This is a genomic window from Bradyrhizobium sp. CCGB12 (assembly GCF_024199845.1).
In the GTDB taxonomy this organism is placed as follows: Bacteria; Pseudomonadota; Alphaproteobacteria; order Rhizobiales; family Xanthobacteraceae; genus Bradyrhizobium.
On the sequence record NZ_JANADO010000001.1, the window covers coordinates 7,700,290 to 7,722,063 of the forward strand.

Below are 21,774 nucleotides of genomic sequence, written 5' to 3' on the forward strand. Positions count from 1 at the left end.
GCGATGAATACGATCGACCTGTCCCGAGGGACCGATGAGGCCGTCTTCGCCGCGATGGAGCCCCGCGAGCCCGGCGACTTTGCGAACCATGCAACGCCGCTGATCCGCAACTGCTGGTATGCCTGCGCGTGTGCAAGCGAGATCGGCCGCATCCCGCTGGCCCGCAAGCTGCTCGGCATCGAGGTGGTACTGTTCAGGACCGAAGCCGGCGCGCCCGTCGCGATGCGCAATCGCTGCCCGCATCGGTCCTTTCCGCTTGCCCGCGGCAAGTTGGTCGGAGACCGGCTGGTCTGCGGCTATCACGGCATGGAGTTCGGACCCGACGGCATCTGCGCGCATATGCCGGCACTCACGCAAGCGCCATCGACCGCGACCGTCCAGACCTTTCCGGTTCTGGACCGCGGGCCGCTCACCTGGATCTGGATGGGAGCACCGGACCTCGCGGACGAGGCGCTGATCCCCGACACATCATGGCTCAGCGATCCAGCTTGGGGAACGGTGACCGGCAGCTTTCACATCAAGTCCGATTACGTGGCGATGCATGAGAATCTCATCGACCAGACCCATTTCCCGTTCTTGCATCCAGGCACGGTCGGCACGCCGGAATATGCGCGCTCGAAACTCAGCGTCTCTACGGAGAATAACCAGGTCGTGATCCGACGCGAGCTGAAGGATGCGCCGCCGCCCGGTGTCTACGGCAAGCCTGCCAACATCATGCACAAGCGGGTCGACCGCGCCTCCGAGGCGCGCTTCGTCTCTCCGGCGCTTCACACCGCCTTTGCCAGCGTGCGCGACCCCGCGCCCGATCCGGGCCAGCCATCGCTGTACCGCTACAACATCACCCATGTCTTCACGCCGGAGACCAACAATTCCATCCACTATTGGTGGTTCAACTCGCGCGACTATCGCCCCGGCGATCCCGACATCGACAGGTTCATGTTCGAGGCCCATTCGCAGGCCTATCGCGAGGATGTCGAAGCGCTCGAATGGATCAACGAGGTGGTGCGAAGCGACGGCGAGGCGCAGTTCGACTTGAGCTTTGCGCCCGACAAGCCAGGCCTGATGGCCCGCCGCATCATGTATCGCCTGTCGGCCAGGGAGGCGCGCTGAGCGCAGCGCATGCGCGTTCTGTCGCCCCAAAAAGCAACACTGCAAGGGAGGGAAGAGTGAGAAAGCAATTGAAGACCTGGAGCATCGCCGCCCTGGCTGCTCTGGGAATGGTCGCGGCGGCCCATGCCGCGGATCCCATCAAGATCGGCGTGATCATTCCGATGACGGGACCTTTCCAATCGAACGGCAAGCAGATCGAGGCCGCGATCAAGGCCCACACCAAGGCGAAGGGCGATACGGTCGCCGGCCGCAAGATCGAATTCATCCTTCGCGACGATCGCGGCGCGCCTGACAATGCCAACAGGTTCGCGCAGGAGCTGATCGCGCAGGACCGCGTCTCGATCCTGACCGGGTTCGGCAACACGCCTGCGGCGCTGTCGGCCGCGGCGTTCGCGGCCAAGGCGAAGGTGCCGCAGGTCATCATGGTCGCCGCGACATCGTCGATCGTCGAGAAGTCGCCCTACATCGTGCGGACGTCGCAATCGATTCCGCAGATCGCCAGCGTCATCGGCCAATGGGCGCCGAAATCCGGCCCGAAGACCTTCGTGAGCATCGTCTCCGAATACGGTCCGGGTCTGGACGCCGAGGAGTGGTTCGCCAAGACCGTCGAGGCCCATGGCGGTCGCGTGATCGAGAAGCTGAAGGTTCCCCTCGCCAACCCGGACTTCGCGCCGTTCCTCCAGCGTGCCGCCGACGCCAAGCCGGATGCGCTGTTCGTGTTCGTTCCAACCGGCGCGGGCGGCAATTTCATGAAACAGTTCGTCGAGCGCGGCCTGGACAAAGCCGGGATGAAGCTGGTCGCGATGTCCGACCTGACCGACGATGATCTTCTCAACAATATGGGAGATGCGGCGCTCGGCGCCGTCACCGGCGGTCCCTATTCGGCCAGCCACGACTCGCCCGAGAACAAGGCCTTTGTCGCGCAGTTCAAGGCGACCAATCCCGGCATGCGCCCCAACGTCGTCGCCGTCGGGGCATGGGATGCGCTCGAGCTCATCTATCGCGCCGTGGAGGCGACCAAGGGCGAGACCAATGGCGATGCCCTCATCGCCGCGATGAAGGGGCAAAGCTGGAACAGCCCGCGCGGGCCGATTTCAATCGATCCCGCGACGCGCGACATCATCCAGAATATCTACATGCGGAAGGTCGAGCGCCACGACGGCGAACTCTACAACATGGAGTTCGAGACGTTTCCGAACGTGAAAGACCCGGCGCATGGCGCGCCGGAGTCCAAATGATGGACCGAGGCCTCATGACGAACGTCTCCTTGAGCGTGCCGATCCGGGCCGACACTGTCGGCAGCCTGCTGCGCCCGGATGTTCTCCATGCTGCGCGCCGCCGTTTCGAGCTCGGTGAGATCGATGCGACTGCACTGCACGAGATCGAGGATCGCGCGATCGCCGATGTCATCGCCTATCAGGAAGGGCTCGGGCTTCCCGTCGTCACCGACGGGGAGTTCCGGCGCGAGAACTGGTGGATCGATTTCGTCCGCAAGCTGAAGGGTGTCGAGATCGTCGCCGGCGGCGGGACGGCGTTTGCGACCAATGAGGCGCCGCGATATGTCCCGAAATCGGTGCGAGTCGCGGGGCGGGTCGGCGCAGCCGGGCCGATCCTGGTCGACGACTTCCGTTTCGTTCAGCAACACGGCAAGGCCATCGCCAAGATCGCCCTGCCGTCGCCGACGCGGCTGCATTTCCACGGCGGGCGCAAGTCGGTCTCGACGGAGGTCTATCCTGATATCGAGGCCTTTTTCTTCGATGTTGCGGCGGTCTACCGCCGCGAGATCGCCGCGCTGGAAGCCGCCGGCTGCCGCTACATCCAGATCGACGATCCCCTGCTCAGCTACTTCCTCGATCCCAACCTGCGCGCCGAGGTCGTCGCCGACGGCGACGATCCCGACATACGGCTGCGGCGCTACATCCGCCTGATCAACGACTGCATTTCCGAGCGGTCTCCGGCGACGACAATCGGCATCCATATCTGCCGCGGCAACGCGCGGAGCACCTGGCTCGCGGAGGGAACCTATGAAGGGTTGGCCGACACCTGCTTTGCGCTGCTCAATGTCGACCGCTTCCTGCTCGAATATGACGACGAGCGCAGCGGATCATTCGCACCGCTGCGCTTCATGCCTAGGGGTAAGCAGGTGGTGCTGGGCCTGGTCACGACCAAGCATGCCCAGCTCGAGAACAAGGATGCTCTCAAGCGCCGGCTCGACGAGGCTGCCAAGCTGATCGATCCTTCCTTGTTGGCGCTCAGCCCGCAATGCGGCTTCGCCAGCGTGGTCGAAGGGAATCTGATCACCGAAGCCGACCAGCGCGCCAAGCTGGCGCTGGTGGTGCAGACGGCACGGGAATATTGGGGGGCGGTGTAGGCGTTGCACCTCGGCCTTACGGTGCAAGCGCCTTTGCGTCACGTCGTCGTTGCGCGCCGAGGAGCATTTCACTTTGTGGTGACGGAGATCGCTGCGAGTACCGCGAACGCTCAGGTTGTGCTATAGCCTGTAACGCTACAGGGGCTAAACCTAGATGGGGCAAAACCTAGGAGGAGCTACCCATGACAGGAAAACTGCTCGTCGCTCTCGCGATCCTCACTCTCTCGGCTTCTGCCGCCTCGGCAGCGCATCATCATCACCACCACCTGAACGCAAACGCCGCTGCTCCCGCATCGCCGCCTCCAGTGGGTTGGACGGTGCCTGGGAATAGCAGCGATCACGCCCTGTACCTCCAGAACCTCCACGATTCCGGCTACAATCCAAAGAACGATCGCGACGCCAACGGGAACATGGTGGCGCAATAGCGTGCGCCAGCATCATCCGTTGTCGTCTCGTTAGCGTTTCGGCTCGAACAGCGAGTGCGGATGCGTAGGTCGCGGCTTGAACTCCCGTGGGGGAATGGCACGCGGCGCGCTTCCGCTTTCGCAGTTGGACCGGGGATCGCCAGCCGGCTGGCCGGCGAGCACGTCCTACTTCACCGGCCGCTTCTCGAGCTTTCGCGCCAGTGTCCGCCGGTGCATCCCGAGCCTTCGCGCCGCCTCCGAAATATTGAAATCCGTCTCGATCAGGGTCTGGTGGATGCGTTCCCATTCCAGCGTCTTGATCGAGGTCGGCCGGGTGTCGAGTGCGACTTCGGCGTTGCCCTCGGCCTTGTTGAAGGCAGCCTCGATGTCGTCGGTGTTCGACGGCTTTGCCAGATAATGGCAGGCGCCCAGCTTGATGGCTTCGACGGCGGTGGAGATGCTGGCAAAGCCGGTGAGCACCACGATCAGCATATCAGGATCGTGCGTGTGCAGGAGCTCGACGCAGGCGAGCCCCGAGGCGCCGCCGAGCTTGAGGTCGACCACGGCGTGGCCGAAGGATCGCTCCTCCAGCACTTTGCGCACCTCCTCGATCGAAGCGGCCAGCACGACCTCGTAGCCGCGGCGTTCGAACGAGCGCTTCAGCGTGCGCGCGAAACCGGCATCGTCCTCGACGACGATGAGCGAACGGTCAGGCGTCAAATTGACCTCCGATCGCGAGCGTTGCAAGCGGCAGCGTGAGGCGAACGGTGGCGCCGCGCTTCCTGTGGTTCTCGGCCGTGACGGTGCCGCCCAGCTTGCGTACCACGTTCACCACCAGGAACAGGCCGAGCCCGCCGCCGGTGCGGCCCTTGCTCGACTGATAGGGCTTTCCGAGCTGCGCCAGCATCTCCGGCGCAAAGCCCGGGCCGCGGTCGCTGATCGCCAGCACGAGATTGTCGCCCTCGCGCTCGGCGACGAGTTCGACCCAGTCGCGCGAGACCTCATAGGCGTTGTCGAGCACGTTGAAGATCACCTGCTTCAGTGCGATGTCTGAGACGATCGCGACGTCCTCGCCAAACGTATTGACGAGGTAGAGCGTGCGCGCCGAGCGCGCGTCGCGCCACTCCTCCACCAGCGCGGTGACGAAGGCCGTCACCGTCGTCGGCGAGGAGCCTTCGCCGCGCGCTTCGCCCGCCGACACCAGGATCCCTGTCACGATCGACTTGCAGCGCTGCAGCGAGGTTTCCATCTCCGCGAGATCCTCGGCGAGCTCCTGATCGGCGGCGAGATCAGGCATCCGGCGCCAGTCGCTGAGGATCACCGAGAGCGAGGCGAGCGGTGTGCCAAGCTCGTGCGCGGCGCCGGAGGCGAGCAGGCCCATGCGCACGATGTGATCCTGCTCGGCCGCATGCTGACGCAGCGCCGCCAGATGCGCGTCGCGCTCGCGCAAATTCCTGTTGATGCGGGTGACGAACACCACCAGCAGCACGGCGTTGAGGACGAAGCCCAGGAGCATGCCTGTCACGGTGAGGCTGTAGGTCTCGCTGATGGGATTTGGCGGCAGCTCGAGCGGCCGGTAGGCGAGCGTCAGCCAGACGAAACTCGCGCAGGTCAGCGCGACCAGTGACCAGGTCGAGCGCGCATCGAGAAGCACGGCCCCGAGCGTCACCTGAAGCAGGAAGAGCGAGGTGAAGGGGTTGGTGGCGCCGCCAGAGAGGTAGAGCTGCGCCGTCAGCGCGGCGACGTCCAGCATCAAGGCGACCAAAAGCTCATTGTTGGTGATCGCAGCGCGATGGCGCACCCAGACCAGGCTCGACACATTGAGCAGCACCAGCGCGCCGATCACCGCGCCCATCCGTTCCAACGGCAGGGGAATGCCGAGGCCGAAATGCACGCCGCCGATGGTCACGATCTGGCCGACCACGGCGGTCCAGCGCAGCTGGATCAGCAGCGCCATGTTCTTGCGGTTGGTCTCGTCGTCGGTCGGAGCGCTGCCGGTCATCTCGCCGCGCGCGTCCGCCTGCGATTGCAGAGTCATGGCCCGCTCGCCGCTACGGGCAAGCGTTTGGGGAAGCGACTTCCCGTCGTCAGGTCGGCTCGACGATCGTTCCAGCATCTGATCCCGTCCTGCGGGCAGCGGCGTCGCCGGCCGGTTCGTGGACGAAGCGCTTGCGGCGGAACAGCCCGCCGCCGAATGTGACGAAAACTTTACCGGCCAGCATGAAAGCCAGGGCAAACCACGTCAGTGCGTAGATCAGGTGGTTATTGGGAAAGCGCACCACGGTCAATCCGCCGATCGGACCGCCTGCAATTTGTGATCCGGCGTCGGCATCCACGAAGAACGGCGCGACCTCATGGAGGCCACGTGCCGCCGCGATCGCGGCGACATCCCGCGAGTACCAGCGGTTGTGCTGGGGCACGTTGTTCCTGAGGAATCCGCCCTTGGGCTCCGTAATGCGAAGGAGGCCGGTGATCTCGACCGGGCCTTCCCGATTGCCGCTCTGGCGCGTCGATGCGTCGCGCCGCTCGGACGGCACGAAGCCGCGGTTGACCAGGACTTCTGTGCCATCGTCGCGCTCGAGCGGCGTCAGCACCCAATAGCCGGGACCTTCCTCGGTGACGGCCTGAACCAGCGTCTCGCGGTCGTGCAGGAAGCGGCCGGTGACGCTGACATGCCTGTATTCGTCGTTCGCGGCGGAGACCGTGGGCCATGAGGCGGGCGAGGGGATCGGCACCGCCGGGGCATGAACGCGCTGCTCGACGCGGTCGATCAGCGCCAGCTTCCAGGCGCGGCGCTCGATCTGCCAGACGCCGAGCGCGATCAGGGTCACGAAGGCCGTGAGTGAGAGGACTGCGAGCCACAGGGAAGGGGATCGCGCAGCCCTGCCGCGCGTCCCGCCTGCCTTGCCTGTCGCGGTCCGGGGTTCGCTCACTTCATTCCGCTCATCTGATGCATCGGCATCATGTTGCTGTTGAGATGGTTCATCACCCACAGCGAACCGGACAGCGCGATCACCACCATGACGATGGTGAAGATCAGCGCCATCATGCTCCAGCCGTTCTCGGACGTCGTGTTCATGTGCAGGAAGTAGATCATGTGCACGACGATCTGCACGACCGCGAAGGCCATGATGACCAGCGCGGTGATCTGCTTGCTCGGCAGCGTCCCGCTCATCACCAGCCAGAACGGGATCGCGGTGAGCACGACCGAGAGCACGAAGCCAAGCATATAGGTCGAGAACGTGCCATGGGCGTGGCCGTCGCCGTGGTGATGATCGTCCGCGTGGGCGGCGTGAGTATCGGTGTTCATCGCAGAACTCCCAGGAGATAGACGAAAGTGAAGACGCCGATCCAGACCACGTCGAGGAAGTGCCAGAACATCGACAGGCACATCAGACGGCGGCGATTGGCCTCGATCAGGCCGAATTTTTGGACCTGCACCATCAGGGTCACCAGCCAGATCAGGCCGCAGGAGACGTGCAGACCGTGGGTGCCGACCAGGGTGAAGAAGGCGGACAGGAAGGCGCTGCGCTGGGGCGTGGCACCCTCATGGATCATGTGGGCGAACTCGGTGAGCTCGATGCCGATGAAGGCGAGGCCGAACAGGCCAGTGATCGCCAGCCACATCTGCGTCTGCGCGATCTTGTTCTGCTGCATCGTCAGCATGGCAAAACCATACGTGATCGACGACAGCAGCAGCATCGAGGTGTTCACCGCGACCAGGTTGAGGTCGAACAGGTCCTTCGGTGCGGGGCCGGCGGCGTAATTGCCGCCGAGCACGCCGAAGGTGGCGAACAGGATCGCGAAGATGAGGCAGTCGCTCATCAGATAGATCCAGAAGCCGAGCGAGGTGCTGTAGCCTTCCGGATGCGGATGTTCGTCGGCGAGGTAGAACATCGGCTCGCCGGTTTGCGAGGGATTGACAGAAACAGTCATTTACTTGGCTCCGGCGAGCAGCTTGGTGCGCGCGTCCTCGGTCCGGATGACGTCTTCAGCCGGAATGTCGAAGTCGCGGTGATAGTTGAAGGTGTGGCCGATACCGACGGCGAGCATCGCAATGAAGCTCACGGCGGCCAGCCACCAGATGTACCAGATCAGGCCGAAACCCATCGCGGTGGCGAGGCCGGCGAGGATGACGCCGGTGCCGGTGCTGCTGGGCATGTGGATCGGCCTGAACCCGGTGAGCGGACGCTGGTAACCGCGCTTCTTCATGTCCCACCACGCGTCATTGTCGTGCACGACGGGGGTGAAGGCGAAGTTGTAGTCCGGCGGGGGCGAGGAGGTCGCCCATTCCAGGGTGCGCGCATCCCAGGGATCGCCGGTGACGTCCTTGAGCTGCTCGCGCCTGAGGAAGCTGACCGCGAACTGCATCAGCATCGAGAGGATGCCGATGAAGACGAAGACGGCTCCGATTGCGGCGATGATGAACCAGATCTGCAAGGACGGATCGTCGAACACGCGCAGGCGGCGGGTCACGCCCATCAGGCCGAGCACATAGAGCGGCATGAAGGCGAGGTAGAAGCCGGTGACCCAGAACCAGAACGACATCTTGCCCCAGAACGGATCGAGCTTGAAGCCGAAGGCCTTCGGGAACCAGTAGTTGATGCCGGCGAAGGCGCCGAACACCACGCCGCCGATGATCACGTTGTGGAAGTGCGCGATCAGGAACAGGCTGTTATGCAGCACGAAGTCGGCCGGCGGCACCGCGAGCAGCACGCCGGTCATGCCGCCGAGCACGAAGGTCAGCATGAAGGCGATCGTCCACAGCATCGGCAGTTCGTAGCGGATGCGGCCGCGATACATCGTGAACAGCCAGTTGAACATCTTCGCCCCTGTCGGAATCGAGATGATCATCGTGGTGATGCCGAAGAACGAGTTGACGCTGGCGCCCGAGCCCATCGTGAAGAAGTGATGCAGCCAGACCAGGTACGACAGGATGGTGATGACGACAGTGGCGTAGACCATCGAGGTATAGCCGAACAGCCGCTTGCCGGAGAAGGTCGAGGTGACTTCCGAGAAGATGCCGAAGGCAGGGAGAACCAGGATGTAGACTTCAGGATGGCCCCAGATCCAGATCAGGTTCACGTACATCATCGGGCTGCCGCCGAAATCGTTCGTGAAGAAGTTGGTGCCGACGTAACGATCGAGCGACAGCAGCGCGAGCACGACGGTCAGGACGGGGAAGGAGGCGACGATCAGGACGTTGGTGCAGAGCGAGGTCCAGGTAAACACCGGCATCTTCATCATGGTCATGCCGGGGCACCGCAGCTTGACGATGGTGCAGATCAGGTTGATGCCGGATAACGTCGTGCCGACGCCGGCGACCTGTAGCGCCCATATGTAATAGTCGACGCCGACATCGGGACTGTAGCCGATGTTCGACAGCGGCGGATAAGCCAGCCATCCGGTGCGGGCGAATTCGCCGATGAACAGCGAAGCCATCACCAGCACCGCGCCGCCGACCGTCATCCAGAAGCTGAAATTGTTCAGGAACGGGAACGACACGTCGCGCGCGCCGATCTGGAGCGGCACGACATAGTTCATCAGGCCCGTGACCAGCGGCATTGCCACGAAGAAGATCATGATCACACCGTGCGCGGTGAAGACCTGGTCGTAATGATGGGCGTTGAGGTAGCCTTCGGAGCCGTTGAAGGCGAGCATCTGCTGGCCGCGCATCATCAGCGCGTCCGCGAAGCCGCGCAGCAGCATCACGATGCCGAGGATCATATACATGATGCCGATGCGCTTGTGGTCCACGGTGGTGAACCATTCGCGCCAGAGATAACCCCAGAGACGGAAATAGGTGAGGCCGCCGAGCAGTGCGGCGCCGCCGAGCGCGACCACCGCGAAGGTGCCGACGACGATCGGCTCGTGCAGCGGCAGCGATTCGAAGCCGAGCCGGCCGAAGATGAGCTTGAGAAGATCAGGAGACATGCGGGATCTCGTTAGGAGTCTGATTTCGGACGCTGTCCGAGGAAGAAGGACGAGGACTTCAGCGGCGTGAACGACGGCCGCTTCAGGCCGGCGCCGAGCAGCGGTGCGCTGTCGGTGGGTGCCGCGATGGAGGCGGTGGTTTTGCCCTGCGGCGCATCCGGCGTGCAGGTGCCGGCGACGAAGCTCGGCTCCGGCCCCAGCGCGGTGCCGCGGCGGGCGTACTTGTCGTAGGCCAGCGGCAGCGTGTTGTTCAGGCCCTGATGGCCGGCGCCGCCCTTGGCGTCGATCGCCATCATCTCGCTCTGGCACATCTTGCCGGTCTCGACGCACATGTTGAGGATCAGGCGGTAGAGATCGGAATCGATCGTGCCCCAGCGGCGCACCGGCTCGTTCTGGCTGGGCTTTTCGAGCTGGAGATATTCGGCGCGGCCGAGCGAGCCGCCGGTCGACTTGGCGCTGGCGATCCAGGCGTCAAAGCCCTTGTCGTCGAGGCCTCGGAAGTTGAAGTGCATGCCGGAGAAGCCGGCGCCGCTGTAATTTGCCGAGAAGCCCTTATAGGTGCCGGCGTGGTTGACGACGGCATGGAGCTTGGTCTCCATGCCCGGCATCGCATAGATCTGGCCGGCGAGCGCGGGGATGTAGAACGAGTTCATCACCGAGGACGCCGTGATGCGGAAGGTGATCGGACGATCGACCGGAGCTGCCAGCTCATTGACGGTGGCGATGCCGTAGTCCGGATAGATGAAGAGCCATTTCCAGTCGAGCGCGACGACGTCGACCTCGAGCGGCGCCTTGGATTGGTCCACGGCGCGCTCCGCATGGATGCGGCCGAGCGTGCGATAGGGATCGAGCAGATGGGTGCCCATCCAGGTCAGCGCGCCCAGGCAGACGATGATCAGAAGCGGCGCCGACCAGATCACCAGCTCGAGCTTGGTCGAGTGGTCCCATTCCGGCTCGTAGCGGGCCGACGTGTTGGACTGGCGGTAGCGCCAGGCGAACAGCACCGTCAGTGCCATCACGGGCACGACAATCAGGAGCATCAAAACGGTGGAGATGATGACGAGGTCGCGCTGTTGCGCTGCGATATCGCCGGCTGGTGCCAGCACGACGTAGTCGCAACCGCTGAGTGCGGCAGCCAGAGGTAGTAGCGCCAGGATCTTGAGACGAGACACGGGCCGAGCCTTTGAGAATGAGTTTCCTTTGCGGGGCCAAGGGGTAGCTGCGGCGCAACAATCCGCACATTGGACAATTTGTCCAATGTTGCAGTGCGGGATGTTGGGTCAGACAAGGCCAGGTTGCCTGGCGTCCGCCGGGCGGTCGGCTTTGGTTTTCAGGACGTTAAGGGCGCACGCATGGCGACGGCACAGACCCCCGCAATGGCAGACCTCCCCTCGGGCGAGCATGGCCACGACCAGGCCAGTCCCGGCGAGATCGCCATCGGCGTCATCATCGGCCGTACCTCGGAATTCTTCGACTTCTTCGTCTTCGCGATCGCCTCGGTGATCGTATTCCCGCGCCTGGTGTTCCCGTTCACGAGCGAACTGACCGGCACGCTCTATTCCTTCATGATCTTCGCGCTGGCTTTCATGGCCCGGCCCGTCGGCACCGTCATCTTCATGACGGTGGACCGTGCCTACGGCAAAACGGCCAAGCTGATCTCGGCGCTGTTCCTGCTCGGCACCGCCACCGTCGGGCTGGCATTCCTGCCCGGCTACCACGAGATCGGCGTTGCCGCGATCTGGCTGCTGGCGCTGGCGCGCATCGCCCAGGGTCTGGCCTGGGGTGGCGCCTGGGACGGCATGGCTTCGCTGCTGGCACTGAACGCGCCGCCCTCCAAGCGCGGCTGGTACGCGATGGTGCCGCAGCTCGGCGCCCCGCTCGGGCTGATCGTGGCGAGCGCGCTGTTCGCCTATTTCGCCGGCAACCTCTCGGCCGATGATTTCTTCGACTGGGGCTGGCGCTATCCGTTCTTCGTCGCGTTCGCCATCAACGTCGTGGCCCTGTTCGCCCGCCTGCGCATGGTGACCACGGAAGAATACGCCTCGCTGTTCGAGACGCGCGAATTGCAGCCCTCGCGCATCTCCGAGACGGTTGCCCGCGAAGGCCAGAACATCATGCTCGGCGCATTCGCGCCCCTGGCGAGCTTCGCGCTATTCCACATGGTCACGGTGTTTCCGCTGTCCTGGGTGTTCCTGTTCACCCGCGAAAGCCCGGTGCGCTTCCTGATCATCGAGATGGTTGCCGCCGTGTTCGGGGTCGTCGCGATCGTGCTCTCCGGCATCATCGCCGACCGCGTCGGCCGCAAATCGCTGCTGATGGGATCGGCGATCGCGATTGCGATCTACAGCGGCTTTGCCCCGCAGCTGCTCGACGCCGGTGCGTTCGGCGAGACCATCTACATGGTGATCGGCTTCATCCTGCTCGGCCTGTCCTTCGGCCAGTCCTCCGGCGCGATCGCATCGAACTTCAAGCAGGCTTACCGCTACACCGCTTCGGCGCTGACCTCCGACATGGCCTGGCTGTTCGGCGCCGGCTTCGCGCCGCTGGTGGCGCTTCTGCTCGCCACCAATCTCGGTGTCATCGCCTCGGGTGCGTATTTGCTGTCAGGCGCGTTCTGGACCCTGCTCGCGCTCTGGCTCAGCGGCCAGCGCGAAGCCGGCGACATGGATGCGGGGCGCTAGGGCTCAAGTAGCCGCTCCAAAACAGGTGTCGTCCCGGCCTAGCGCGCAATTGCGCGCGGGGGGCCGGGACCCATAACCCCCAGGGAGGGGTTGTGGAGCAAAAAGGTAACTCCGAGTCTTCGCCAAGCTGCGCCCTGTGGCTATGGGTCCCTGATCTGCGCTTGCGCTTGTCCGGGACGACAGCGGAGTTTGTAGATCGCGGTCCCCGGGGTTCGCTCCCCCGGCATGACGTGCGCTTAAGCGCAGCGTCAATCCGCCACGATTTTCACGCGGTCGCGTACCTTCACCTGCGCGTTGCGATCGAGGCCGTTCAGTACGCGGAAGCGTTCGGCGGCGTGATCGACGCCGGCCATGCGGTGGGAGAGCGATTCCGCGGTGTCACCGGGCTGCACGGTGATGACCTTGATCCGCAACGGGCGTGCGGCCTGGATCTCGTCCAGCGTCAGGCGGCGGAATGAATTGACGGTCTCGCGCGCGTTGCGCTCGCTTTCGGTCGACTTCTGCCGTGCCGCGAAGATGAAGCGATAGACATCGCTGCCGAAGCGCAGTGCATAGACCTTGAACTGCCACTGGTCGCCCTTGGCGGTGGCGGACGCGGCCGGAAAACCGTTGATGGTGATGTCCTCGGTCGAGGCCTTCTCGACCCCTTCCATCCAGCCCGAATTCAAGTAATCGCCGAGCGACTGCTCGGCCGGCACCCGCACGACATCGAAGCGCATCGCCTGCGAGCCGCCGTCGCGCACGCCGATCACGGCCTGCGCGGTGTTGTCGAGCGTGAAATTATCCGGGGCCTGGAACGTGAAGCCGAGCTTCGGATGCAGGAAGCGGCGGCCGCGAACGAAACCCTCGCTGGGGTCCTCGCCATAGACGATGTTGTCGATCGCGGCGAGATAGCTCTCGCGGTCGCGCTCGGCGCCTTCAGGCGCAGCATATTGCCGCGCGATGGTCTGCGCGTTCTGCACGCGCTCCGGGGTTGCCGGATGCGATGAGGTGAAATCCTGCGCGCGCGGGTCGAGCGAGCTCTTGCCGGCCTTCAGCTCGGCATTGCGCTCCATCGCCGAGAGGAAGCGTGCGGCACCATAGGGATCGAAATGCGCCTTGGCGGAGAGGCCGACGCCGATGCCGTCGGCCTCGATCTCCTGCTTGCGCGAGAAGCTCGCCATGGTGAGCTTGGTCTTGGCGAGCGCAAGCGCGGTGAGATCGGGGTCGTTGCTCATGTCGGTGACGACACGGGTGACGATCGCGGCCTGGCGTGCTTGATCCTCGCGCATCGCGGCGTGCTTGGACAGCACATGCGCCATCTCGTGGCTGAGCACGGAGGACAATTCCGACGTATCGCTCGCAAGCGCCAGAAGCCCGCGCGTGACGTAGAGCTGGCCGTTCGGCAGCGCGAATGCGTTCACCGCGCCGGAATTGAGGATGGTGACCTTGTAGCCCTGGTCGGGCCGGTCGGAGGCCGCGACCAGCCGGTCGACGGTCTTGCTGACGAGCGCCTCGAGCCTGGGATCGTCATAGGTCCCGCCATAGCTCGCCAGGATGCGCTCATGCTCCTTCTCGGTGGCGGGGGTTTGCGCGACCGCGGGCTTGGGCTTGGGCATCGCTACGGCCGGAGCGGGCGCAGCGGTCTGGAACCGGGCCATGTCACCGCAGCCCGCCAGCGCCGTGCCCAGGACAAGGCATAGCACGGCCGGCGCAGCCCGCAGGCGGCGGCCATCACCTCGTCCGTGCCGTTCTAGCACCCCATTCACGTCGCTTAACCCGTGCCTGGCCGTTAAGGCCTAACCCCAGTAGGCTCGTTTGCACCCAGCAATTCAACCTGTCCTAAGAGACGCACGTCAATACGCGGCCCCGTAGTCCCCTCGATCCAGCCTCGAACTCGAATACGCCGATTCTCCAAGGACTTAAGGACTATCCCGGCGGCCTCGAACGCCGGTAACGTGCGCTTTGAGATAGTCACCGCAAAGCCGCGTGTCCAGTTCCGTCCGAAGTTGAGGTAAGTCATTGCCCCAGCTTGCCGAACCGACAGGACTTTGCCCTCGACCACCATAAAGCGCCCGATCTCCGCCAAAATATCGTCCTGACTTTCCGCGTTTTTTATGGCCGACGGGTCAGCCCAACTGCCCTTTTTTTGGCGCCGTGCCTCGGCCTCCGACGCCATCAGGGCGGCCGCGCAGTCCTTGTCGGTGATCTCGGCCGAGGCGATGGCGTCGCCCTGGGCGAGCAGCATCGCCTGCACCGAGGTATCGCTTTCGCCGACGAAGACCAGCGCGCCCTGGCGGCCGTAACGATCGGGCGTGTCGTCGGGGCTCCGCAGCATCACCTCGCGGCCGGCCAGCAGCGAGGTCAGCGCCTGCTTCGTCGTCGCGGTCGGTTCGATGCCGGTGAGCCGGATCTCGCGGCTGTCATCGAGACGGACGCTGCGCGCATCGACGATTCCTGCGACGCGGCCTTCGCCTTGGGACTCGAACTGGCATGGCGCAGCAGACGCGGCGTCACTCGCGACGAGAAGAAATGCGACGATGAGGTGAAGCCGTTGCGTCACGTGACCCGGAGAGGTTGCGTTGCGCCCTCACCTTAACCCATGCGTAGTTGGGCGCGAAGAGACTTCGTCACACTTCGTCATTGCGAGCCAACGGGTCCGCGCGAAGCGCGGCCCGATGACAGGCTCCGCGAAGCAATCCAGACCATTTCCGCGGAAAGATTCTGGATTGCTTCGTCGCAAGAGCTCCTCGCAATTGTGCAAGTTCACTAATTCGCTGATCGAATGGTTTAGGTCTGGGCCTCGGCAAATTCCTTCGGTGTCTTGCCGCCGAGGGCCTGATGGGGCCTGAAGTTATTGTAGTAGATCACGTACTCGAACAGCTCGTTGGCGAAGTGGTCTAGGTTATCGAAGGTTGCGCCTTCGATGACGTCGTCGTCCAGGGTTCGCCAGAAGCGTTCGACCTTGCCGTTGGTCTGCGGCCGGTAGGGTCTGGTGTAGCGATGCTTGATGCCGAGCTCGATCAGCATGGCCTCGAAGGGATGCTCTTCAGGCGTGTTGCGGGATGCGAACTCCGCGCCGTTGTCGGACAGGATCTCGGCAAACTGGATCCCATAGGTGACGTTGAGCGTGTTGATCATCTTCAAGGTCTTAAACATGACCGGCAGGGCCTTTTTTGAAGTCAGCACCTCGGCCCAGGCCAGGCGCGAGCAACTGTCGACCAGGCTGACGATAAAGGCGGGGCTTGAGGGGGGCGCCAGGAACATGTCGCGGGACAGCTGGTGCAGGTCGACATGGCCGAGCTCGCCGATCTTGTCCTTGATAATACGACGTTTCTCCTCGCGCATCGTCGGGGTGCGGCGGTTGAGCTGATTGCGTTTGAAGACCCGGTAGATGGTCGAGAGCGACGGTACCGTATCTCGCCGTTCGCGCAAGGCAGCGTGGACCTCGTACCGGTTCATGCCGCGCGTTCGGCAAGCAACGATCTCCGCCTCGATGCCTTGCGGCTCGCGGCGCTCGCGCCACTTCGGTCCGCGGCGTTGCGGCAACAGGTCAGCCTCCGCGCCGCTCCGCAGGTAGCGGTTGTAGTACTTCCGGAAGGTCTGCGAGCAGGTGCCGTGGTGCTTGTAGAAGTCTCCCACCCGGCGGAACGTCGCCGACCGCCCGGCCTTCACCTCCTCATACTCGGCGATCAGGAACCGCCACTTCTGAAGATAATTCCGCTCAATCGTCCGGTCGAAGCTGTTGTCGCGCATCGGATCCTCCACGCTGGGAACGGATTCGATCAGCGAATTAGTGAACTTGCACAGCAATGACGACGCGGAAGCCTCCTCCGCATCTCACCATTCCGCTTTGCGGAAAACGTGAACCGATCGCAAGTCGCGCATCGCACCTCGCGCTTGCTGCCCCCTCGCGCATGCGGCATGATCGCGGCAATCGCGATAGCCAAGAGCAATAACCAAGCCGCCATCAGAGTACGGCACGATAAGGGAGGTCTTTTTCCATGAAGCATATTTTGTCCGGCATTTTCGCCGCGGCGCTTGCTCTCAGCGCGAGCGCCTTGCAGGCGCAGGACAAGCCGCCGCTCAAGATTGGCGGCATCCTCGACATGTCGAGCCTCTATGCCGACATCACCGGTCCCGGCAGCGAGACCGCGGCGAAGATGGCCGTCGAGGACTTCGGCGGCGAGGTGCTGGGACGCAAGATCCAGGTGCTGGCCGCCGACCATCTCAACAAGGCCGATCTGTCAGGCAACATTGCCCGCGACATGCTCGACAACCAGGGCGTCGAGATGATCTACGACGTCGCCGCGTCCGCGACCGCGCTTGCCGCCGGCGAGATTGCGAAAGCGCGCAACAAGATCATCATGTTCAACGGGCCGGGCTCGATCCGTCTCTCCAACGAGGCCTGTGGTCCCTACACCATCCACTACGTGTTCGACACTTACGGCCAGGCCAATGTGACCGGCCTTGCGGCCGTGAAGTCGGGCCTCGACAGCTGGTTCTTCCTCACTGCCGATTACGCCTTCGGCCAGGACCTGGAGAAGGACACCAGCGCCGTTGTGACCAAGACCGGCGGCAAGGTGCTCGGCAGCGTGCGCCACCCGCTCAACACGTCGGACTTTTCGTCGTTCCTGCTTCAGGCCCAGGCTTCCAAGGCGAAGGTGATTGGCCTCGCGAACGCCGGCGGCGACACCGTCAACGCCATCAAGCAGGCGGCCGAGTTCGGCATCACCAAGGGCGGCCAGAAGGTCTCGCCGCTGCTCGCCTTCGTCACCGATATCGACTCGATCGGCCTGGAGACTGCGCAGGGCCTGCTGCTGGCCGAAGCGTTCTATTGGGACATGAACGACGAGACGCGCGCCTTCTCCAAGCGCTTCATGGAGCGGGTGAAGCGGCCGCCGACCTCGGCGCAGGCCGGCGTCTATTCATCCGTGACGCATTACCTGAAGGCCGTGAAGGCAGCCGGCACGACCGATGCGGCCGCCGTGATGAAGGTGATGAAGGAAACGCCGATCAACGATTTCTTCGCGAAGAACGGCAAGATCCGCGAAGATGGCCGCATGATCCACGACATGTACCTGTTCGAGGTGAAGAAGCCGTCGGAGTCCAAGGGCCGCTGGGACGATTACAAACTGCTCGCCACCGTGCCCGGCAGCGAGGCATTCCAGTCGCTGGAGCAGTCGCGCTGTCCGCTGGTGAAGAAATAGGCCTCGTCATTGCGAGCGAAGCGAAGCAATCCAGAGATGTTTCTGCAGAGACAGTCTGGATTGCTTCGTCGCAAGAACTCCTCGCAATGACGATGTGGCGGCAGCCTGGCTAGACAATCAACAAGGGAGAGGTCCCATGAACGACATGGTCCTGCAAAAGCTCGAAGGCGGGCTGCTCACGATCACCATGAACCGCCCCGAGCGCAAGAACGCGCTCAACCCCGACATGGTGCGCGGGCTGGTCGAGGCGGCGCGGCGCGCGGCCGACGATCCGGAGGTGCGGGCGGTGCTGTTCAAGGGCGCCGGCGGCTCCTTCTGCGTCGGCGGCGACGTCAAGTCGATGGCAGAGGGCCGCGCGCCGTTGCCGTTCGAGCAGAAGCTTGCGAACCTGCGCCGCGGCATGGAGGTCTCGCGCATCCTGCACCAGATGCCAAAACCCGTGGTGGCGCAGCTCGATGGCGCGGCGGCCGGTGCGGGCCTGTCGATGGCGCTGTCCTGTGACCTGCGCATCGCCTCCGAATCCTGCAAGATCACGACGGCCTTCGCCAAGGTCGGCTTCTCCGGCGATTACGGCGGCACTTATTTCCTGACCCAGCTGCTCGGCAGCGCGCGGGCGCGCGAGCTCTATCTGATGTCGCCGGTGCTCACGGCCAAGGAAGCGCATGCGATCGGCATGGTGACGAAGGTCGTGCCCGACGCCGAGATCGACGCGGCCGCCCACGAGCTCGCGCTGTCGCTGGCGCAGGGCCCGTCGATCGCGCTCGGCTTCATCAAGCGCAACATCAACAATGCCGAACATCTGGCGCTGGAGGATTGTTTCGACGGCGAGGCGATCCATCACACCCGCTGCGGCGACACCGAGGACCACAAGGAGGCCGCCAAGGCTTTCGTCGAGAAGCGCAAGCCCACATTCAAGGGCGCTTGACGATGGCGTCCTATGTGCGATTGCGCCAAATCTGCCTGGTCGCGCCGCAGCTCGAGCCTGTCATCTCCGACATCGCTGAGATCATGGGTCTCGCTGTGTGCTATCGCGACGGTAATGTCGCGAAATACGGCCTGGAGAATGCGCTGCTCCCGGTCGATACGATCCTGCTGGAGGTGGTGGCGCCGTTCAAGGGCGGCACCACGGCCGGCCGCTTCATCGAGAAGACCGGTGGCCGCGGCGGCTACATGGCGATCTTCTGCTGCAACGATCCGGACGAGCGCGGCCGCAACGCCAATGCAATGGGTGTGCGCACCGCCAACGTCATCGATCACGCGCCCTATCACGGCGTCCAGCTTCACCCCCGCGATTGCCGCGCCGCCTTCATCGAGTTCAACCACACCCAAGGCAGCGACGACATTCGAGGCGCCTATCCGCCGGCGGGACCGGACTGGCAAAAATTCATCCGCAAGGACGTGACGCAGGCGCTGACGGCGGTAGAGATGCAGAGCCCGGATCCGGCGGGGCTGGCCGAGCACTGGGGAAAGCTCCTCGGCATTGCGTCCAATGACGCCGAATTGAAGCTGCCCAATGCCAGCCTGCGCTTCGTGAAGGGTGCGAGCGAGATCATGAGCGCGCTGGAGTTTCGCGTGGCTGACGTGGCGCACGTGCTGCATGCGGCGCGGGCGAAGGGGCATGCGGTGGCGGGGAATGAGTTCCTGCTGGGCGGGGTGACGTTCCGCGTGAGTTGATCCCTCCATTGTTATCCGTCACCCTGAGGTGCTCGCCTCTTTGGCGAGCCTCGAAGGGCGACGGCCACTAGCGGGGCCGTTCATCCTTCGAGGCTCCCGACGGGGCGCTCTGCGCCCCATTACTCGCACCTCAGGATGACGGGGCGGAGAGTGCGGCGGGTTGACGAAGAGCAATAAGGAAACGTCCAACATGCCGCACCCGCTCGACAGCTTTTTTGCGCCAGCCAGCATCGCGCTGATCGGCGCCTCGCGCGATCACGAGAAGATCCCGGGGCGGCTGTTGTCGATGCTGCGCAAGAATGAGTATCCCGGCAAGATCTATCCGGTGAACCCGAACTACGCCGACCTCGACGGGCTCGCCTGTTACAAATCGGTCGCCGAGATCGGTGCGCCCATCGACCTTGCCGTCATCGTCATTCCGGCCCGCGCGGTGTTGCCTGCGCTCGAGCAATGCGCCGTCGCCGGTGTCAAGAACGCCGTCATCATTTCTTCCGGTTTCGCGGAGGAGGGCGGTGACAGTGCGGCAATGCAGGACGCGATCGCAGCGCTGGCGAAGCGCACGGGCATGCGGATTTCCGGGCCGAACGCCGAGGGATTTTTCAGCTCGGTGCAGCGCGTGGCGGCGACGTTCAGTCCCGCGGTGGACGTCAAGCCGGGCGTGGTGCCGCTGATCGCGACGACCAAGCGCATCGGCATCGTTGCGCAGAGCGGCGGCATCGGCTTTGCCTATTATCATCGCGCGCGGGCGATCGGCATCGACGTGAGCTACGTCGTCAGCGCCGGAAACGAATCCGATCTCGGTGCCGGCGAGTTCCTGGACTATCTGGTGCAGGACGCCTCGACCGACGTGATCCTGCTGTTCATCGAAGGCATCCGCGACGTCGAAAAATTCCTTGCCGCCGCGCGGCGCGCTGCGGAGATCAGGAAACCCGTCATCGTGACAAAGGTCGGCCGCTCCGGCGCGGGCCAGCGCGCGGCGGCCTCGCACACGGCGAGCATGGCCGGGTGGTCGGCGGCCTATGACGCAGTGTTCGCGAAATACGGTTTCATCGTCTCCAACGATCTCGACGAAGCCTTGACGATCGCGGCGCTGCTCGCCAGCAACCCGCTGCCGAAGGGCGATCGCGTTGCCGTCGTCACGGTGTCCGGCGGCGCCGGCATCTGGGGCGCCGATGCCGTGGCGCTGCAAGGCCTGCAGGTGCCGGAGCTCTCCGAGAAGATCCAGGCGGAGATCAGGACGCTGATGCCGTCTTACGGCACCGCGGGCAACCCGATCGACGTCACCGCCCAAGGCGTCACCTCCGGCGGCTTGCAGAAGAGCGTCGATCTGCTCACGGCCTCCGACGAGGTCGATGCGATCCTGGTGGTGTTGTCGCTGTCGAGCGAGGTGCGCAAGCCGTTCAAGGACACCGAATTGACGCCGGCGCTGGCGGCGCAAAGGAAGCCCGTGGCGTTCTATTCCTACACGGTGCCCTCCGACTTCGCGCGCCGCGAACTCGCGAAATCGGGTGTCGTGGTGCTCTCGGGTCTCACCCATGTCGGCGTCGCGATGCGGCGGCTCGTCGACTACGCGAAATTCAATCTGCCGAAACCCGCGGACGAGACGCGTCTGCCGGCGCGCGATCTCTCGGCGCATTTGCCATCGCGAACGTTGTCCGAGACCGATAGCAAGGCATGGCTCCGCGTCGCCGGCGTCACGCTGCCGGACGAAGTGCTGGTGACGGACAAGTCCCGGCTGGATGAAGCGGTTGCCCGCGCGGGCTTTCCGCTGGTGATGAAGATCCAGTCGCCTGACATTGCGCACAAGAGCGAGGTCGGCGGTGTGCGCGTCAACATCACCACCAAGGGCGAGGTGTTCCTGGCGTTCGAGGCGCTGCTGGACAATGCGCGCAAGCACCGGCCTGAAGCGACCATTCAAGGCGTGCTGGTCGGCCCCATGGCGAAGCGCGGCGTCGAGATCATCGTGGGGACGATGACGGACGCGACATTTGGGCCGATGGTGATGGTCGGGCTCGGCGGCATCACCACAGAACTGTTCCGCGACGTCGTCTATCGCCCGGCACCGGTCGGCGTGGAGGAGGCCAGCGCGATGCTCGCGGGATTGAAGGCCGCGCCGCTGCTGAACGGATTTCGCGGAGCAGCCAAGGCGGATGTTGCGGCGCTCTCGCAATTGATCGCAGACCTCTCTGTGCTTGCCGCGCGTCATGCCGGGGAGATCTCGGAGATCGAGCTCAATCCGGTGCTGGTGCATCCGGAGGGGCAGGGGGTGACGATCGTCGATGCGCTGGTGGTGGGACGAAGATAAACCCTCTCCCCTTGCGGGAGAGGGTGGCTCGCCGCATAGCGGCGAGACGGGTGAGTCCCTCTCCGCGCGCGCGATCGCAAGAGAATAACTCGCGGAGGCAACCCCT

General features: G+C 64.2%; 19 protein-coding genes. 9 read left to right on the forward strand and 10 right to left on the reverse strand.

Annotated features, from left to right (window positions below; translation table 11 throughout):
• Positions 1-3: 3 nt before the first annotated feature.
• The 4 genes from NLM27_RS35245 to NLM27_RS35260 all read left to right on the forward strand — a co-directional run bounded on the left by NLM27_RS35245 (position 4) and on the right by NLM27_RS35260 (position 3,906).
• Positions 4-1,110, forward strand: a complete 1,107-nt coding sequence (locus tag NLM27_RS35245) for an aromatic ring-hydroxylating dioxygenase subunit alpha (RefSeq protein ID WP_254147646.1) — start codon at positions 4-6, stop codon at positions 1,108-1,110.
• A gap of 107 nt (positions 1,111-1,217) precedes the next feature.
• Positions 1,218-2,348 carry an ABC transporter substrate-binding protein gene (locus NLM27_RS35250; RefSeq protein WP_254149009.1) on the forward strand — a complete coding sequence of 377 codons (1,131 nt, stop codon included), beginning with the start codon at positions 1,218-1,220 and terminating at the stop codon, positions 2,346-2,348.
• A 14-nt stretch (positions 2,349-2,362) separates the two neighbouring features.
• Entirely contained in the window at positions 2,363-3,481 is a 1,119-nt protein-coding gene (locus NLM27_RS35255) for a 5-methyltetrahydropteroyltriglutamate--homocysteine S-methyltransferase (RefSeq protein WP_254147647.1), read from the forward strand.
• 182 nt (positions 3,482-3,663) lie between these two features.
• The gene (locus NLM27_RS35260; RefSeq protein WP_254147648.1) at positions 3,664-3,906 is read left to right on the forward strand and encodes a hypothetical protein; all 243 of its coding nucleotides are present in this window, start codon (positions 3,664-3,666) and stop codon (positions 3,904-3,906) included.
• Between the two features lie 165 nt (positions 3,907-4,071).
• On the opposite strand, the gene NLM27_RS35265 is transcribed toward NLM27_RS35260, so the two are convergent.
• The 7 genes from NLM27_RS35265 to cyoA are packed head-to-tail and all read right to left on the reverse strand — an operon-like array spanning position 4,072 to position 10,991.
• Entirely contained in the window at positions 4,072-4,605 is a 534-nt protein-coding gene (locus NLM27_RS35265; protein ID WP_254147649.1) for a response regulator transcription factor, read from the reverse strand.
• Positions 4,595-6,001 carry an ATP-binding protein gene (locus tag NLM27_RS35270; protein ID WP_254147650.1) on the reverse strand — a complete coding sequence of 469 codons (1,407 nt, stop codon included), beginning with the start codon at positions 5,999-6,001 and terminating at the stop codon, positions 4,595-4,597. Before NLM27_RS35270 ends, NLM27_RS35265 begins: the two co-directional genes overlap by 11 nt.
• On the reverse strand, positions 5,973-6,818 hold the full coding sequence (locus tag NLM27_RS35275) for an SURF1 family protein (RefSeq protein WP_254147651.1): 846 nt from the start codon (positions 6,816-6,818) through the stop codon (positions 5,973-5,975). Before NLM27_RS35275 ends, NLM27_RS35270 begins: the two co-directional genes overlap by 29 nt.
• Positions 6,815-7,195, reverse strand: coding sequence for a cytochrome o ubiquinol oxidase subunit IV (cyoD, locus tag NLM27_RS35280; protein ID WP_254147652.1), 381 nt, complete (start codon positions 7,193-7,195; stop codon positions 6,815-6,817). The genes NLM27_RS35275 and cyoD overlap by 4 nt, the downstream gene beginning before the upstream one ends.
• Positions 7,192-7,821 (reverse strand): cytochrome o ubiquinol oxidase subunit III, encoded by a 630-nt coding sequence (gene cyoC, locus NLM27_RS35285; protein ID WP_254147653.1) that lies wholly within the window; start codon positions 7,819-7,821, stop codon positions 7,192-7,194. The genes cyoD and cyoC overlap by 4 nt, the downstream gene beginning before the upstream one ends.
• Positions 7,822-9,819 carry a cytochrome o ubiquinol oxidase subunit I gene (gene cyoB / locus NLM27_RS35290; RefSeq protein ID WP_254147654.1) on the reverse strand — a complete coding sequence of 666 codons (1,998 nt, stop codon included), beginning with the start codon at positions 9,817-9,819 and terminating at the stop codon, positions 7,822-7,824.
• Positions 9,820-9,830: 11 nt separating this feature from the next.
• On the reverse strand, positions 9,831-10,991 hold the full coding sequence (gene cyoA, locus NLM27_RS35295; RefSeq protein ID WP_254147655.1) for a ubiquinol oxidase subunit II: 1,161 nt from the start codon (positions 10,989-10,991) through the stop codon (positions 9,831-9,833).
• A 180-nt stretch (positions 10,992-11,171) separates the two neighbouring features.
• On the opposite strand from cyoA, the gene NLM27_RS35300 reads away from it, so the two are divergent.
• Positions 11,172-12,500: an MFS transporter gene (locus NLM27_RS35300; protein WP_254147656.1), complete on the forward strand. Its 1,329-nt coding sequence runs from the start codon at positions 11,172-11,174 to the stop codon at positions 12,498-12,500.
• 248 nt (positions 12,501-12,748) lie between these two features.
• Here NLM27_RS35300 and NLM27_RS35305 read toward each other — a convergent pair whose 3' ends face one another.
• The 3 genes from NLM27_RS35305 to NLM27_RS35315 all read right to left on the reverse strand — a co-directional run bounded on the left by NLM27_RS35305 (position 12,749) and on the right by NLM27_RS35315 (position 16,235).
• Complete coding sequence (locus NLM27_RS35305) at positions 12,749-14,140, reverse strand: M48 family metalloprotease (RefSeq protein WP_254147657.1); 1,392 nt, start codon at positions 14,138-14,140, stop codon at positions 12,749-12,751.
• Between the two features lie 131 nt (positions 14,141-14,271).
• Positions 14,272-15,042 carry a thermonuclease family protein gene (locus NLM27_RS35310; protein ID WP_375142296.1) on the reverse strand — a complete coding sequence of 257 codons (771 nt, stop codon included), beginning with the start codon at positions 15,040-15,042 and terminating at the stop codon, positions 14,272-14,274.
• A gap of 227 nt (positions 15,043-15,269) precedes the next feature.
• Complete coding sequence (locus NLM27_RS35315; protein ID WP_254142329.1) at positions 15,270-16,235, reverse strand: integrase core domain-containing protein; 966 nt, start codon at positions 16,233-16,235, stop codon at positions 15,270-15,272.
• 248 nt (positions 16,236-16,483) lie between these two features.
• Between NLM27_RS35315 and NLM27_RS35320 the strand changes: the two genes are divergently transcribed.
• From NLM27_RS35320 to NLM27_RS35335, 4 genes are all read left to right on the forward strand, one after another.
• Positions 16,484-17,689, forward strand: a complete 1,206-nt coding sequence (locus NLM27_RS35320) for an ABC transporter substrate-binding protein (protein WP_254147658.1) — start codon at positions 16,484-16,486, stop codon at positions 17,687-17,689.
• Between the two features lie 136 nt (positions 17,690-17,825).
• Positions 17,826-18,614 (forward strand): enoyl-CoA hydratase, encoded by a 789-nt coding sequence (locus NLM27_RS35325; protein WP_145639156.1) that lies wholly within the window; start codon positions 17,826-17,828, stop codon positions 18,612-18,614.
• Positions 18,615-18,616: 2 nt separating this feature from the next.
• A complete protein-coding gene (locus NLM27_RS35330) occupies positions 18,617-19,363 on the forward strand; it encodes a hypothetical protein (protein ID WP_254147659.1) in 747 nt (248 codons plus the stop codon).
• Positions 19,364-19,553: 190 nt separating this feature from the next.
• On the forward strand, positions 19,554-21,668 hold the full coding sequence (locus NLM27_RS35335; RefSeq protein ID WP_254147660.1) for an acetate--CoA ligase family protein: 2,115 nt from the start codon (positions 19,554-19,556) through the stop codon (positions 21,666-21,668).
• Positions 21,669-21,774 lie beyond the last annotated feature (106 nt).